Origin of the sequence: Methanobacterium congolense, from assembly GCF_900095295.1 — an archaeon.
Lineage (GTDB): Archaea > Methanobacteriota > Methanobacteria > Methanobacteriales > Methanobacteriaceae > Methanobacterium_C > Methanobacterium_C congolense.
The window spans coordinates 389137-404189 of the sequence record NZ_LT607756.1 but is presented as its reverse complement, the minus strand read 5'-3'; the positions used below and the strand labels follow the sequence as shown (position 1 = coordinate 404189).

The following is a 15053-nucleotide window of genomic DNA, read 5'->3' as shown; positions in this document are numbered from 1 at the left end:
ATTATTGTACCGCCGCTTAAAACCAATAATTATCCTATTAATATTGATAGTGTTAGCAATTGCGATGAATCCTGTTGGTGGCTCTTTAGATAGTTATTATCCACAACAAAACGCTACAGAAATTGCTGCTTTAAATATTGGGGATACAGTTATAACTGGAATGGATGTTGTGGATGAAGGTAAGCTACGTAAAGTACCCTTAACCTACCATCCAGACTACTTGATTAAAGATATCCAAGAAGAACGTTTTTCTGATCTTTTCACTGCCTTGATGACCGGTGCCGTTGAAACACCCATAGATGAGTTAACTGGAGACCATATATCATCTCAGGGAACTGCTCAGGGATTTGAAGGACCGGGAATACTCGTTGTAAATGGAGATAAACTTTCTGTAAGTTCTCCAGGTACATTTGTATGGGGATTCAAAAAAGCTTACACCTACGGCGTTAAGACAAATAACGGGCTTGAAATCCGGGAAAATGGAACAACAATTAAAACAGTACCCTACACGGACATAAGTAACAGCACAGTTCCTCACAAATACGTTACAGTTAAAACACTTAAAAAATGGTACAACAAAGCAAATAACGGGGCCAAAATAGCACTAGACTATGGACTGTCCAATTTCAACGATAACCGAAATTCGGTTGCTCCCGAGGAGATAAAAACATTCTTTGGAGAGGATGTTTTAAATTACATGGAGAATTATCCTTCAGGCTCTCCTGTAATGGTTTACGCCAAATCCACAACACAAACGGTTGTTGGAACAGGAGCTGAGGTTCTGGGATCTTATACAAATTACAGTACCGCTGCCAGAGCTTACAATGCCATGCAGTTTGTGAAGGGCTGGAACAACACCATAATCCCACCACACACAACTTCACATGGAAAGGAAACTGTTGGATTTCAGGGAATCAGTGACCCGCATGCTCCCGACGACAGTGCAACCCACGGAGTTTGTCCAGCTGCAAGATCACTACGAAGTGCAGTTATGTCCGATGGATTTCCACTCCCGGTAGGAATGTCAACAGGCGAATATGCAGTTTTATATGGATTCGAACCCAGTGCAGGCATACTACTCAACAACACCAATGATTATCCAGTTAAAATTGTGATGTGGACAACTGGAAGTGGCGCTAGCCTGCATATATATACAAAGGCAATTGCATTGACCTAAACCAAGATACATCACCTTTTTCCTTTTTTATTTTTAAGAAAAATTTTAAGTTAGTTTATTCTATTAAAAATTATTTGATTAAAAATATGATTAAGATAATATCTTCAGTTTTAAAAGTTTCATTTCTTAGGAATTTTAGAGGAATGAAAAGTTCTTATAAAGAAAAAGAAGATTAAATAATATTAAATTGATTTTAAAAAAATTGTTTCAACAAGTTGCACCCTCAAATTAATTACGTGGGATACAGGTGATTCAAATGGTTTCAGCTATAGTAACAGCAGCAGGAAAAAACAGGCGTATGATAGCGGATCAGAAATCAAAAGGTATTGAAGTGAAGCATAAGCTCCTTTTAGACATTCATGGAAAGCCTGTCATAATACGTACCCTTGAAAATGTTTTAAATTCTGGTGTGGAAGAAGTTGTGGTTGTTCTCGGGCATTTCAGCAGTAAAATAATTGGGGTTATTGAGGATTTCAATGATGAAAGGGTCAAAGTTGTTGAAAACCCTGATGTAAATGTTGAACTTTCTGAAACAGTTTTATACGGGGCTAATAATCTCCAACCAGGTTTGTGTCTGTGTGTGGCTGCAGATCAGCCCACTATAACAACAGAAACATTCAAAACCCTTATAAAAATGGCTTCAGAATATTCTGAACCTGAAAACATCCTTTCAATCATGGCAAGACATGAAACTGGTTTCCTCGATAGTGCAAAGGGACTTGGAATGCCCTTCGTATGCCACACCCATCTTTTGAAGAGTTACCTTCCAGGACGTGAGGATAATCTGAACCCCATCCTCCAGGATATGATTGGAGAGGGAGTGGTTTTCTACGGTGTTCCTGCTCGGAACGAACTGGAACTTGTTAACATAAACCGTTGGGATGATTATCTACTTGTTTTGGAAAATATAGATAAATAAACAAAATATATCACTTTGATCAACCTATAAACCTTTAGAGCCAAAGCTAAAACAGTTCAAAATAAGCTTTGTTGAATCATGTGTACTATGAATTTGTGTTTGGTGTGTTGGTGACTTTGTGTTTGGAAATTTCTCAAAAAATCTATTTCTCCAAACTCTCTTCTAAAAGTTCAAATTTTTCTTCAAACTCTTCCATGACCTTTCCAAGTTTTTCAACCAATTTTAAGGTGTCATAAACCCAATTTATAACCAGTTCCTGGTCTGCTTCTCCTTCATAATCTCTTATTTTCTGTGTTAGATCCTTCACATCTTCCAATATTCCATAGACTGCTGTTTCATCTGACACATCCTTCACCCCACTTTTGATCATATATTGTACTTCATTCCTATTACAATATTCTGAAGCAAAAAAAATCATAAGAGTTACAATAGGGCCATGAAAATTGACTACAGATAAAAAAAATTACTGATAAAAAAAGGAATAAAAATGATTAAGAGCAATTATAAGGCATCCAATGCATTAACGAAACAGCCTATATTTTCACCGTTCATTCCCACTATAACCTCATCAGGCTTGATATCTGCGTAGCCCCTTGAGCCACTGCATCCTAGGGTTATGTTTGGTCTTTTACGTGTGTAAGGGCCTGCAACTGCGTCTGCACATAGGGACTGTATTCCTGCGAAGTCTGCCTCAACACGACCCCCAAGGGTGTAAACCATTGCCTGAGCCATTTCCATTGCCTGTTTTGGATTTGCAATTATCACAACAACATCAGGGTCGAAGGGTGTGGTTTCAAGTGGTGCATATGCTATTGCTCGCATTATCGGGTCAATTTTTGGTATAGCATCCATTGTTCTCTTGGCTGAGCCAAGGCTTGAGAACCTTTTCAGGGAGTGATACATCTCACCTGTTTTAACCTTTTCTGGAGCTTCCATAAGGCCTATTGCTGATGCCCCACCTTTGCACTTCTGTTCGGCCACTGTTGCATAGAAGGTTGCACCTTGAGCAGCTTTTTGAACCATTTCACAGTGCCTGATGGTTTCATCTATCTTTGGAATGCCTTCAGGAATATCTTCTTCCTTTAGAACAAGTTTAACTGCAACTGGAGATTTTTCTAGCCCTAATTTGTCCTTTATTTTTTGGGAAAGTTCCTTGTATCCATCAACATCACAACTTGCCATAAATTTCACCTCAGATGATCTATGTAGGTACGAGATATAAGTTTTTATTTATCTTTCTGATTAACGACGTTAACTAAAACTGTTCCTGAAGAGATTAAAAGAGATTCTTAGACATTAAATACCATTTAATAAGTTAATCATTGATAAAATTGAAAAATAATTAAAAAAAGGCTTAGATAGTTATTTTTAATAGTTATTTTAATTAAAATGTGGTAAATAAATTATTTTTAACCAATAACTTATCAAAGAACTGTAAAATAAAAGTATGTATGGATAGAACTGTAAAAATAGTATTATCCATATCTCAGGCGGATCTTATGCCATTTACGAGTTCTGATATTTTTTCATGGACGTTGGATGTGTCTTCAACCACTGTTCCAGTTACCACTATATCTGCACCTGCTGCTGCAACTTCCCCTGCTTCTTCACCGCTTCTGATTCCTCCGCCAACTATCAGCATGATGTCTGAGGATTTTTTAACTGCAGCGATCATTTCAGGTGAAACATGGTACTCTGCACCGGATCCAGCTTCGAGGTAGAGTATTTTCATGCCCATAAACTCTGCTGCTATTGCATAGGCTGCTGCAAGGTCTGGTTTACCTCGAGGTACTGGTTTGGCATCTCCAACCCATCCCACTGTTCCACCAGGCTCCACAACCAGGTAGCCCATGGGTATGGTTTCGATGCCCATTTTCTTAATGGTTGGAGCACCCAGTGCCTGAGCTCCAGTTATCCAGTAGGGATTAGTTGAGTTCAACAGGCTCATGAATAAAATTGCATCTGCGTATCTGCTCACACCGGTTATGTTTCCTGGAAACAGTATCACAGGGACATCTATGTTTTCTTTAAGTGCCTTGGCAGTTGCATCCAGCTCGTTTGAGTTGGTTGTTGAACCTCCAAGCATTATAGCATCTGTTCCACCTGCAACCGCTTCTAAGGCTATTTCAACAGCCTTTTCAGGACTTTGCTCCTCAGGATCCAGGAGGGTCAGATGCAGCTTATGATCCTTCAATGACTCTTTAAGGTAATCTTCAACATTCATTTGAATCCACCCATTATGATAAATATTATGATGATACTTTAACTGTTCATGGATAATTTACAGAGAAAATCTCTTTTTAAAGATACTTTTACTTATAAATCCATCAAAAAGCATGTAAATGAGATAAAAGAATTTATTTAAAGCATTATAATGATTTGTTTGAACTTAAGGTAAATAAATTAAAATTATTTATTTGAAATAATTTTTTTATTCAAATCAATTTCATTGATAATTTAACATGAGGGTTAAAACCCTCCCCGTTAAATTAAAAAGGGCTTAATCAGCCTCTTGGTTCTTTTGCCTTGTATCTTAAACCTTTGTAACCGCATTTCCTGCATGTTTTTGCGGTTGGTGGGTTTCTTGCGTTACATTTAAGACAAATCTTTATCTTGAAGATTCTGTTCTCTGCTTCTTCAAATCTAGCCATGTTTAGCCTCCTATGAATTCATTTTGAATCTGAACAACTTCCATGCTTGTTTTAGCACTGGAATATGCCTCTAAAAGCTCATGGTTGAGCTCTAGAAAAGTAGGTCCCCACTTGAACTGGGACATGATTTCAACAGCATTATCTTTAAGTCCCACTATATAAAAAGTTGCTGCTATGGCCTCTGCAGTTGAAAGTTTGCATGGCTTCCCATAGTTGGTGGGATTGGCTGCAACAAGAAATGGGAGTAAACGATGATACTTCCTGCCTTTGAACATTACAGAAGATTTTTTTATCTGGTTCCACGAACAATCAAGCCCCACAATACCAATTTTCTCAACGATCTCCCTGTCCTCTGGTGACACCGCCTTCTCTGCAAATGGGTCAAGAACAAGTCCCTTCCGGGGGAGCAGGTTCAGATGGGTTACCACCCTTATCTTGCCCTGCCTCTGGAGTTTGACTGTTGTGCACTTTCGAGGGTCGCACTCGTCTGCATGGTATACTGTGACTTTCATTTCAATCAGTGGTTTAATTCATGGATTTATCTTGACAAAAATTTCATCATAAAAATAATTTAACTGTAGATTTATATCTCTCTGTTAAATCAACTATTAAATTTAACGATCATAGGTATAAAAATATTTTTTTTATTGATTCTTAGTAAATAAAAAGTTCAACTTGATGTTTGACAAGAATCATAATGTTTAATCTTATTTTAAAAATCCTGCAGGGGAACTCTTTCTTCATCTCAGAGACAATATCACACAGTTCCGATTGTTCTCCGTTGCAATTAACGTATCTCCCCTAATATTTCTCATGGAAGTTTTCACATATTACTCATAACTTTTTTTTAACTCATCTTCATAACTTAACCAATATAAACATTCGGGAATAATATCTATACTGGTTGCTTTGTTGAATCCATTCTCATGGTTCCTAGTTAAGGAATTTGTTTATTTATAGGCCCATGTATTTTTATGATAAAAGGCTCTGTCAAAAATTGGAGGTTTTTGATTTTACGTTTTGATAAATAATTTTTTTATTCTTCTATAAAACACGTATTTTTTGAAATAAATAACCTGAAATCTTTTATATATAATTGGATTTAGTATTTTTTAGGACAATAAAAAAAAACACTTGTTATCATGATTAAAAATTCTTTTTTAAATTCATATAAAGAATTTAACTTAAAGAGACTCCTGAAAAATAAATTCCAATTCTAAAGTTCCCTTCTCTCATTACGGAGTATCTCTGGAACAACATCCTCAGGATTTCTTAGTTCTTCCAGGTCGTAGTAGCGGCCTCCAGATGCCAGTGCCAGTTCCATGTTCATGTTCCTGCCGTACTTAACCGATCTTTCAAAGTTGATGACTATGGTGTGGATTTCGTTCTCCTTGAGGGCACCTGCAATGTTGAGGGCATCTTTGGTTGGCCCTTCCTCAATTGCAACGTTGGGCATACCATCGGTCATGACGAGCATCATAGGAACGTACTCATCCCTTGTCTTCTCCTTCTTTAGGATTTCAAATCCCTTCTCAAGGCCAGATGCAAGGGGGGTTGTCCCACCAACGGTTATAGCATCAATTTGTTCCTTGAAAGAACCTGCCCTTCGCGTTGTTGGAATTATGATCTCTGCATCTTCCCCCTTGAATCCCACAACGCTTATCTTGTCGTGGTGACGATTGGCATCCTCTATAACCCTGTTCAGGATTCCTTTAATCCTGTTGGCCTTCCTTTCTGTGAACATGGATCCGCTGATATCCACAACAAGAACTATGGATGCCCTTGCACCATGTTTTCGAACCTTGTGCCTCAGATCATCACTTTCAACCTTCAATGCACCCATTGTCCCCTTTGGTCTGTCACCTGAGGATTTCAGTGCTGCAGCCCTCAAGGTTGCATCTATGGCAATGTCCCCTGCAGCATCCTTCGGAAGCTTGCTCTTTACGTACTTTCCTTTCTGGGTCTTTGAATCAACCCGCTTACCGTAAAGCCTCCTTTTCTTTTTCCCCTTCATCTTCAGCAATTTTTTTAGATCAGCCCCCTCTTCATCAGCTTCAACCTTTTCATCCTCTTTCTCAAGGCTTTTGAGTTTCATACCCCTTTTTTTACCCTCTGAGGAGTTCTGCTGATTTTGGCCAGTTTCCTGCTTCTTGTCCTCAGAGATATCTGAAACTGCCTTTTGAACCTTTTCCTTTATCTTTTCAGGTCCCTGTGAGGATTTGTGGAATCTTTCCCCAAGAACAAGGAGTGCAGCTTCCTCAACATGTTCCTGATTCACTTCATCCATGTTCTGATAGGCTGCAACTGTCTTTGCTGTTTTAAGTATTGCTATATCCGCCCGGTGTCCATCAACACCCATATCCATACAGATGTGGGCTATAACCTTCATGAGATCCTTTGAAATCTTTACGTTACCCAGTAACTTCCTGGCGGTTACTATCGAATCCAGTACTTCCCTCTGTTTTTCCTGAAATTTGTCCCTGAAGGCTGCAGGGTCCCTTTCAAATTCTTCCCGTCTTTCCATTATCTTGACGCGCTTTTCAAGGTCCATTATACTGTGGACCGATATGTGAAGACCTATCCTGTCGGAAAGCTGAGGTCTGAGTTCTCCCTCAGCAGGGTTCATTGTTCCAACCAGTATAAACCTGGAGGGATGGGCTATGGATATTCCCTCCCTTTCAACTATGTTTACACCGTAGGCCGCTGCATCAAGGAGCACATCAACCAGGTTGTCGTCCAGGAGGTTTATTTCATCAACGTAGAGGATGTTCCTGTTTGCATCTGCAAGGATTCCAGGTTCTAGGGCCTTTGATCCTTCTTTAAGTGCTTTTTCTATGTTTATGGATCCAACAACCCTGTCCTCCGTTGATCCAAGGGGTAACTCAACCACACGCATTTTTTTCTCTTCAACCTCGAAGTCCCCGGATCTGCAGGATTCACAGAGGGAATCTGGATCCTCAGGGTCGCAGTTAAATGGACATCCCTTCACGACCTTAAGAGAGGGTAGAAGGTCTGCTAGGGCTCTTACTGCCGTTGTTTTACCTGTTCCCTTGTCCCCCTTTATGAGTACTCCACCGATACTTGGATTTATGGCATTGAGTATTAAGGCTTTTTTAACATTTTCCTGACCGACAATTGCTGAAAATGGGAAAATAAAGTTTTTCAATGGTCTCACCGCTTAGTAAAGAATTTTTATATTTTCCTTTTATTTTAAGTTAATTAAATCTTGATATTATATGGGTTGCATAGGATATAATATGATTCAATTTTTTGTATTAATTTAGGGATAGCTTAATGGATAAAAAATGGAAATAGTATTACTTCAAGGGTTCTCCAAAACCATTACAGCTGTAAGGGGAATCTTGAATAAAAAAATACAAAAAGGTAAATAAAAGTGCAGACAAAAAAATAATTGGTGATATAAATGTGCACTGTTGGAGGGCCAATGGCTGACATCAAACTGAAAAAGCTCAAAACAAAAAGGTATAAATGCCTTGATTGTGGAAATAGCTTTAAAGGTATTGGAAGAAGGGTAATATGTCCATCATGTCAGTCAGAGAACGTAGAAGAATTGAATTAAATTCTAACGAAATTCTTTTTTTAATGGGAAGCTCAGGAGAGCTTGGAGTAGTTAAAATATCCAGAGATATGCAGATATTCATAGGAACTCCAGAATCAGAGGAAATTGTGCTGTTCATGGAACCCGGAGATTTAATAGCTGTTTCTGCATTTGAAAAAGGTAAAAAGGCTGAAAAAGGGATTAAATCCATGATTTTCCTTCTTAAGGAATTTGGTTCACCCATCATCGTTCTACCCAAGGGACATCCCACCTCAAAGAGACTGCCACTGGTTGTTGCCTGTGGAGATCATGTGCGCCTTGACTGCAACGTACAGGCAGGTACTCATCCAGAACAGGACATTCTCTGTGCATGCAACGATCTTTCAGGTGTTAAAATAACTGGAGTGGATGAGGGTGTGGAGGTTGAGGGGGATTTCACGAGATTCACGTTTAAAGTTGAAGATAATTCCCATTGAGTATAAAACAACACATTTAAACCTACAAAGCACTTAAAACTATTTTTAACATATGTTAAATCTTAAAAAATTGTAAAATTTAAAAAAAACTAATTTAAAACTTTGAAAAAAATATGGATACTTCATTGAATTCATTTTCAAACACCTTTATATTTATAGTAAAATAGATGAAATGGTACCATGGCAATGTATGAATTTTACCAGATATTTGGGCAGATAGTTTTCATTCTCGGAATCTTGATACTGGTTCTGCTCTCGGTTACACTCGTTCTTGGAAAACTTCTGATTAAGGAAAACAAGTTAGTCTTCCCAAGACTGCTCCTTTTCACCATAGACATGTTCTATGGCATATTCAAACGGTTCGCTGAAATCGTTGGTGTCGATGCCAAGATCGTGGATCAGATAGGTATAGAAGTTAGGAACAAATTGAACGAAAGAATATTCCAGAAGATCAAACCCGAGGAGAAGATCCTCGTACTTCCACACTGCCTCAGAAGTCAGGACTGTGAGGCCAAACTCGGAGAGTCTGGATTGATCTGTCAAAACTGCAACCGCTGCGTTATAGGTGTTCTCAAGAAAAAAGCCGAAGAAATAGGCTATGGAGTTTACATAATCCCAGGATCAACGTTTTTAAAGAACATCGTTAAGAAGAACGATTTCAAGGCATTCGTGGGCGTTGCCTGTTACCAGGATCTGAACCTCTCCATGATGCAGCTTTCGAAGTTCCACTGTCAGGGAGTTCCACTTCTAAGGGACGGCTGTGTCAACACCAAAGTGGATGTTAAAGCTGTTCTTGCAAAGATGGGCGCAGAGATTAAAAGTGGGTCTGAAAAACTCTCAGAGGGAAGCCCCTGCAGCAAGAATCCAAGTAGGAAATCACTTTAATTTTACTAACTTGATTACGCGCCCAATAACATTTCTTTAACACATTCATTACTTTTTTTCATCAAAGTCTCATTTATCTTATCAAAACTTAAAAAAACGGTTTTTTTTTAATATAATAATCATATTTACACTAATTATTTCTTATTTTATCGTTTCAAAATTTTTTTTTATGAATAAATTTTTTATGGATAGATGGGTTTTTTACGAGTAGATATGATGAGTAGATATGACTTATAAAAAAATAAGCTAAAAAAAGTAATTTAAGGGGCGAACACATTCCAAAATCCATGGAAAAGGAATGATGCATATGTCTTACCTGTTTTCATACGTAAGAAACCAACTATGGCCCCTAATATTAATCCAATTGCCATTTTAGACACTAATATCATTGGTAGATTGGTCAAGCCCATTGGATGAATCAAAAAGACATCTAGGTACCCAATGTGCCATACGCTGAAGAGTATGGTGACTGCCAACCATGTGATAATCTGGGGGTTCACCATTTCCACAGAACCCTGAATACTATTCCAGATGTAACCCCTGAAGAGGAATTCTTCAAATGCAGGGGTTAAAAGTCCGAATACAATACCCAGCACCAGGACGTCGGTTTCCCATGCAAAGGTGTATGGAATCAAAGCCATTGCAATCAGAAGAGAAACCCCTAATATGTACAGATTTCTGGTTTTAGGTTTGATATCATCCCAGTTAAGGCCTAATTCCTTGAGTGATGGTTTGAAGTAAAAAAGAAGGATCACTCCAACCATTATAAAGCTCAGGCCATTGAATATCTGGAAGGTTACCAGATCATTTGGTGGGTGGGGAACTCCAAACCACAGCACACTCATTAAGCTCGCCCTCAGCACCTGTATAACAATCAGAGCAAACAATACCTTCAATAAAAGTTTTAAAAAGTTTATTTTATCATCGGATGATTTGAAAACGTGCATTTCAATTCCTCGCGGTTTAATTCTTCATGACTTAAAGCCTTGAAATATGTTTCTTGTTTCAATGATTCTCTCGATGTTTCATTCATGGAAAAGCACATCACTCCCCCTCCCCGTACAGGAAAATGTCCTCTATTTTAACCTGGAACAATCTGGCCATTTTAAAGGCTAAACTCAGTGAAGGGTCGTATTTATCCTTTTCTATTGCTATTATTGTTTGTCTGGTTACTCCAAGCTTCTCTGCAAGTCCTTCCTGGGTTATGTCGTTCATAGCCCTGAAAACCTTCAGTTTATTTTTCATTTTAGCACTATCCATGTTTTTTGTTGTAGTAGATGTAGAATCCACTGTATAAGAGGAGTAGAAGGCAGGATGCATCTGCAAGGGTGAATCCCACCTGGGTGAATTGAGGAAAACTGTTCTTGAGTGTCAAAAGCCCAATTCCCATAACTGTGATTATGGTCAGAAACGAAAGCATTGCCATCCTTGAAGCTTTGTTAGCCACAAGAGCTGTTCTCTCATCTGCAGTTACTTCATAAACATTTTTCTTGATGAAGTAAGATACTAAAAAACCCAGAAGTAGGGTTATGAATGCCAGGAGCAGGTTTCCAACTGTGACTGCTGCTGCAACCAGTGCAGCCACAACAAGTATTATAAACATTCTTGAGTATTGGTAGATTTTTTTGTCCATGCTTAATTCCTCCGACTTAATATTTGCTACGGTAGTATGTGGAAGCTACAACGTATATTACAAGGGTGAAAGCAGCCACCGCAAATAGGGTGTAACCTATTTGAGTATATTGAGGAAAACTGGCCCTTAATGTAACCAGAACTATTGCAATCCACATTGTAACTGCAATTACTACTCCAAGAGTCATATTTGCTGCTTTATCATTTATCAGCTGGGTTCTTTCATCTTCACGAACACCCTCCCCCATTTTGAACATTTCTTCCAGTTTATCCCTGTGGATGTATACTGCAATGATTATTACAGCCATAAAAAGTATAGCCAGTCCAATAAGAGTTATATTTCCCATTAAAAGGCCAACTATCCACAGTCCAGTTGTGAATAGGGAAACTATCATCAATATTTTTCCAATTTTTTTCAGATTCATAAATTCCACCTCATGTAACTAATACTTTACATAATGTTACTTAAACTTTACTATTTGTATATGTTGATTAACATAGAAGGTTTGTGGAACAATTTAAAATAGCGAGTTAAATCCTTGAAAATTGGATTATTTACCAGAACTAGTTTTAAATACTCTTAAAACGTAGCCCCCATAATAAAATAAAAATAGAATTAATCAAAAAATTGTAAAAAGTTTTAAAAAATATTAACGGTCTTAAAAACCCTAAAATACGATTAAAGATAAATTAATCAGACATTGAGTATAAAATTTTCATGGATCAACGGTTTTTGATAAAAAATTTAAACTCCCCCAAGATATGATTAAGATGAGAATTTTTTATGGAGGTAGTCAAAATGACAAAGGTTCTTTTGATATGTGCAAGTCCGCGTAAAAATGGTAACACATCCCAGGTTCTGGAGGCCTGTGCAGACGTGATTGAGGAAAATGGATTGGAAACTGAAACTGTGTATCTGAAGGGTGAAAAGATTGAATCCTGCAGGGCATGTGGAAGATGTGCCAGAATACACAAGTGCAAGATAGAAGACGGCCTGAATGAAATCATAGACAAGATCAGAGATTCAGAGGGTTTGATAGTTGGCACCCCAGTTTACTTCGGAACTGCCCGCGGCGACCTCATGGCAGCACTTCAGCGTATTGGTTACGTTTCAATGAACAGTGACAACTTCCTATCATGGAAGGTAGGCGGCCCAGTTGCAGTTGCAAGGCGTGGCGGACATACAAGCACGATTCAGGAACTTCTGATGTTCTACCTCATAAATGACATGATAATTCCAGGATCAACCTACTGGAACATGGTCTTTGGACTGGAAAAGGGAGAAGCCCTTGATGATGATGAAGGGATCAGAACCATCAAAAGATTTGGGGAAAACGTTGCAAATCTCATAAAGAAGATAAACTAACTAAAGGAGCGGATTTTTTGGGTGAAAAAGAACTCTACAAAAAGTTTGCAGGTTACTACGATAGGATCTACGAAAATGTGGATTACAGGAAAGAAGCAGAGTTCATTAAATGGGCCATTGAAAACCACAGGGAGTGTGAAGGAAAAAAGCTCCTTGATGTTGCCTGTGGAACAGGTACACATGCATCCATACTTGCTCGAGATTTCCAGATACTTGGGGTGGACATAAGTAAGGAAATGTTGAATATAGCCCGCGAAAAGGTGTCAAATGCCAGGTTCATCCATGGAGATATGAAGGAACTGGGCCTTGGGGAGACGTTCGACGCAGTTATCTGCATGTTCTCAGCCATCCATTACAACACAACTTACAGCGAACTTGAAAACACCCTGCAAAATTTTTACAACCACCTGAAAGAAGGAGGAGTTGTTATATTCGATTTCGGTTTGAACAAGGAGAACTGGATTGAGGGCCTTGTGAGTGTGGACACCGTAGTTGAAGAAAACCTGAAACTTGCAAGGATATGTCAATCCCACCTTCAAGGTACTTTATTCGATGCAAATTTCGTCTTCCTTGTTAAGGAAAATGGAAAGCTGGACTTCGATATAGATCAACACAAATTGGGTGTTTTTGAGATAGAGAAAACCATTGGAATCATGCAAAAAATAGGGTTTGAGACAAGTATCTATGCTGATTTCTCCAAAAAAGGATGGGACATTATGGCAGGAGAAAGACCAGTTTTTGTAGGTGTGAAACAAACAAGACCATAAATTCCTTGAATCCTCTGAAAATCAATTAGTATTCAAAACAGAAAATCTAGAAAAAAGTAAATTCATGAAGTTATAATTGTAATAATTATATACCCATAATCATATGAATTATCTTGAATAAAATATATTGAAATAAAAATATATTGAATTTTATGGATTAAATTTAGATTAAGTGTAGATTAAGTACGGATTAGGCCGGAATAATTTAAAATGAATTTTAGATCAATTCCTGAATAAAATTCAATTGGGGTGTTCAAATATGAGAATAGCTGTTGCTGCATCAGACGATGAAAAATACGCAGAACATTTTGGTAGGGCACAGAAGTTCTTAATATACGATTTTGATGAAGAAAACCTTGAATTTATGGAAATAAGGGAATCTTTAAAGGTTCCTGGAGAAAAACATCAGTGGGGAAAATCTTTAGATGTGCTGAAAGATTGTGATGTTGTTATATGTGCTCAGATCGGTATAAATGCCAAACCCGGACTCAAAAAAATGGGTAAAACTGTTGTTGAAGATGAAGGAACCGTTGAAGAAGTTCTTGAAAGGTTCCGCAAGCATCAGATATTCCTGAGTAAGCCCCTTAAATTTTGAATAACCTCCCTTTTTTGAGATTAAATCATATCTCGATTAGTTGGAAGGTTATTTGATATTAACGTGATTCAATCCCATAAAACTCAATCCTTCCTGCAAATTTTTATGAAACTCATTATTCAATCCCGGGAATTCAATGTTATTTTTAAAGTACAAGACATCACCAATTTTGTGCTCCCTTGAACAGACATTTTATATATGAATTTTTAAAACCTATTTTAACCTAGAATCAACATAAAAATTAACGATTTTCAATGTAGTGAATGGATATCAATCCTGATCTTCAGGGATTTTTAATGATTAATAGGATCATCACTTTAAGAATGTGAATTTTAAGAATGTGAATCAAAATTAAATAAATTTAAAGGTGCTAAAATGAAAACAGCAGTTATATACTACTCATCACATCATGGAAACACTTTAAAGATTGCAGAAAAGTTCTCTGAATCTTTTGAAGGGAATTTATTTGAATACAAAGATGTTGATGGTTACAACACGGTTGAATATGATTTGATTGGATTTGGATCTGGAATTTATCATGGAAAACCTGCAAATGAGTTTCTAGAATTTCTGGATGAACTTCCAGATGTTAAGAACGTAAAGGCATTTGTTTTCACAACCAGCGGGAGAGGAAGCGAAAAGTACAACATTCCACTCAAGGAAAAACTGGAAGAAAAGGGCTTTGAGGTTGTTGGAGAATTTTCATGCAAGGCCTTTGATACATGGGGGCCCCTGAAGATTATAGGTGGTAAAAACAAAGGAAAACCTGATGAAAACGATTTTAGAAGGGTAAAAGAATTTGCAAATGAACTTAAAGAACGTTTAAATTTTTGAATTCATTGTAATTGGTGAAGTTAAATTTTTGAAGTTTTTTGAATTTCAATTTTTAACAGAAAACCTATATAAGATGAGGTTCAAGCATTTAATGACGGGTTCAAGAAAAAAGTGAAAATTTCTATTTTTGTAGGTTGAGATCAGATTATGACTGGATCTTCAACAATATTTATAAATCATAAATGAGAGTTA

Annotated in this window: 19 protein-coding genes; 9 read left to right on the top strand and 10 right to left on the bottom strand. The window is 37.6% G+C overall.

Annotated elements, in window-relative coordinates; all coding sequences use genetic code 11:
- The first annotated feature begins 49 nt into the window (after window positions 1-49).
- On the top strand, window positions 50-1177 hold the full coding sequence (locus tag MCBB_RS01945; protein WP_231916386.1) for a hypothetical protein: 1128 nt from the start codon (window positions 50-52) through the stop codon (window positions 1175-1177).
- A 256-nt stretch (window positions 1178-1433) separates the two neighbouring features.
- Window positions 1434-2096 (top strand): nucleotidyltransferase family protein, encoded by a 663-nt coding sequence (locus MCBB_RS01940; protein WP_071906071.1) that lies wholly within the window; start codon window positions 1434-1436, stop codon window positions 2094-2096.
- A gap of 142 nt (window positions 2097-2238) precedes the next feature.
- On the opposite strand, the gene MCBB_RS01935 is transcribed toward MCBB_RS01940, so the two are convergent.
- The 6 genes from MCBB_RS01935 to MCBB_RS01910 all read right to left on the bottom strand — a co-directional run bounded on the left by MCBB_RS01935 (window position 2239) and on the right by MCBB_RS01910 (window position 7922).
- Window positions 2239-2442, bottom strand: coding sequence for a hypothetical protein (locus tag MCBB_RS01935; protein ID WP_231916385.1), 204 nt, complete (start codon window positions 2440-2442; stop codon window positions 2239-2241).
- 155 nt (window positions 2443-2597) lie between these two features.
- Entirely contained in the window at window positions 2598-3278 is a 681-nt protein-coding gene (locus MCBB_RS01930) for a DUF169 domain-containing protein (protein WP_071906067.1), read from the bottom strand.
- A 304-nt stretch (window positions 3279-3582) separates the two neighbouring features.
- Window positions 3583-4320 (bottom strand): geranylgeranylglyceryl/heptaprenylglyceryl phosphate synthase, encoded by a 738-nt coding sequence (locus MCBB_RS01925; RefSeq protein WP_071906065.1) that lies wholly within the window; start codon window positions 4318-4320, stop codon window positions 3583-3585.
- A 280-nt stretch (window positions 4321-4600) separates the two neighbouring features.
- Entirely contained in the window at window positions 4601-4747 is a 147-nt protein-coding gene (locus tag MCBB_RS01920; protein ID WP_048085552.1) for a 50S ribosomal protein L40e, read from the bottom strand.
- Window positions 4748-4749: 2 nt separating this feature from the next.
- The gene (locus tag MCBB_RS01915; protein WP_071906063.1) at window positions 4750-5259 is read right to left on the bottom strand and encodes a DUF367 family protein; all 510 of its coding nucleotides are present in this window, start codon (window positions 5257-5259) and stop codon (window positions 4750-4752) included.
- Between the two features lie 704 nt (window positions 5260-5963).
- On the bottom strand, window positions 5964-7922 hold the full coding sequence (locus MCBB_RS01910) for a VWA domain-containing protein (protein ID WP_231916384.1): 1959 nt from the start codon (window positions 7920-7922) through the stop codon (window positions 5964-5966).
- A gap of 249 nt (window positions 7923-8171) precedes the next feature.
- Here MCBB_RS01910 and MCBB_RS12040 point away from each other — a divergent pair, with 249 nt between their 5' ends.
- The 3 genes from MCBB_RS12040 (at window position 8172) to MCBB_RS01900 (ending at window position 9667) form a co-directional block, all read left to right on the top strand.
- On the top strand, window positions 8172-8327 hold the full coding sequence (locus MCBB_RS12040) for a hypothetical protein (protein WP_171899069.1): 156 nt from the start codon (window positions 8172-8174) through the stop codon (window positions 8325-8327).
- Window positions 8328-8350: 23 nt separating this feature from the next.
- Entirely contained in the window at window positions 8351-8782 is a 432-nt protein-coding gene (locus MCBB_RS01905; protein WP_231916383.1) for a hypothetical protein, read from the top strand.
- Between the two features lie 180 nt (window positions 8783-8962).
- On the top strand, window positions 8963-9667 hold the full coding sequence (locus MCBB_RS01900; RefSeq protein ID WP_071906057.1) for a DUF116 domain-containing protein: 705 nt from the start codon (window positions 8963-8965) through the stop codon (window positions 9665-9667).
- 260 nt (window positions 9668-9927) lie between these two features.
- Here MCBB_RS01900 and MCBB_RS01895 read toward each other — a convergent pair whose 3' ends face one another.
- The 4 genes from MCBB_RS01895 to MCBB_RS01880 all read right to left on the bottom strand — a co-directional run bounded on the left by MCBB_RS01895 (window position 9928) and on the right by MCBB_RS01880 (window position 11724).
- Window positions 9928-10614 (bottom strand): CPBP family intramembrane glutamic endopeptidase, encoded by a 687-nt coding sequence (locus MCBB_RS01895; RefSeq protein ID WP_071906055.1) that lies wholly within the window; start codon window positions 10612-10614, stop codon window positions 9928-9930.
- A 97-nt stretch (window positions 10615-10711) separates the two neighbouring features.
- Entirely contained in the window at window positions 10712-10912 is a 201-nt protein-coding gene (locus tag MCBB_RS01890; protein ID WP_071907954.1) for a helix-turn-helix transcriptional regulator, read from the bottom strand.
- A gap of 7 nt (window positions 10913-10919) precedes the next feature.
- Window positions 10920-11300 (bottom strand): DUF2178 domain-containing protein, encoded by a 381-nt coding sequence (locus MCBB_RS01885; RefSeq protein ID WP_071906054.1) that lies wholly within the window; start codon window positions 11298-11300, stop codon window positions 10920-10922.
- Between the two features lie 16 nt (window positions 11301-11316).
- A complete protein-coding gene (locus tag MCBB_RS01880; protein ID WP_071906052.1) occupies window positions 11317-11724 on the bottom strand; it encodes a DUF2178 domain-containing protein in 408 nt (135 codons plus the stop codon).
- Window positions 11725-12098: 374 nt separating this feature from the next.
- Between MCBB_RS01880 and MCBB_RS01875 the strand changes: the two genes are divergently transcribed.
- The 4 genes from MCBB_RS01875 (at window position 12099) to MCBB_RS01860 (ending at window position 14861) form a co-directional block, all read left to right on the top strand.
- Window positions 12099-12665, top strand: a complete 567-nt coding sequence (locus MCBB_RS01875) for a flavodoxin family protein (RefSeq protein ID WP_071906050.1) — start codon at window positions 12099-12101, stop codon at window positions 12663-12665.
- Window positions 12666-12682: 17 nt separating this feature from the next.
- Entirely contained in the window at window positions 12683-13432 is a 750-nt protein-coding gene (locus tag MCBB_RS01870; RefSeq protein WP_071906048.1) for a class I SAM-dependent DNA methyltransferase, read from the top strand.
- A gap of 259 nt (window positions 13433-13691) precedes the next feature.
- Window positions 13692-14027, top strand: a complete 336-nt coding sequence (locus MCBB_RS01865) for a NifB/NifX family molybdenum-iron cluster-binding protein (RefSeq protein ID WP_071906046.1) — start codon at window positions 13692-13694, stop codon at window positions 14025-14027.
- A 375-nt stretch (window positions 14028-14402) separates the two neighbouring features.
- Window positions 14403-14861, top strand: a complete 459-nt coding sequence (locus MCBB_RS01860) for a flavodoxin family protein (RefSeq protein WP_071906044.1) — start codon at window positions 14403-14405, stop codon at window positions 14859-14861.
- Window positions 14862-15053: the final 192 nt, after the last annotated feature.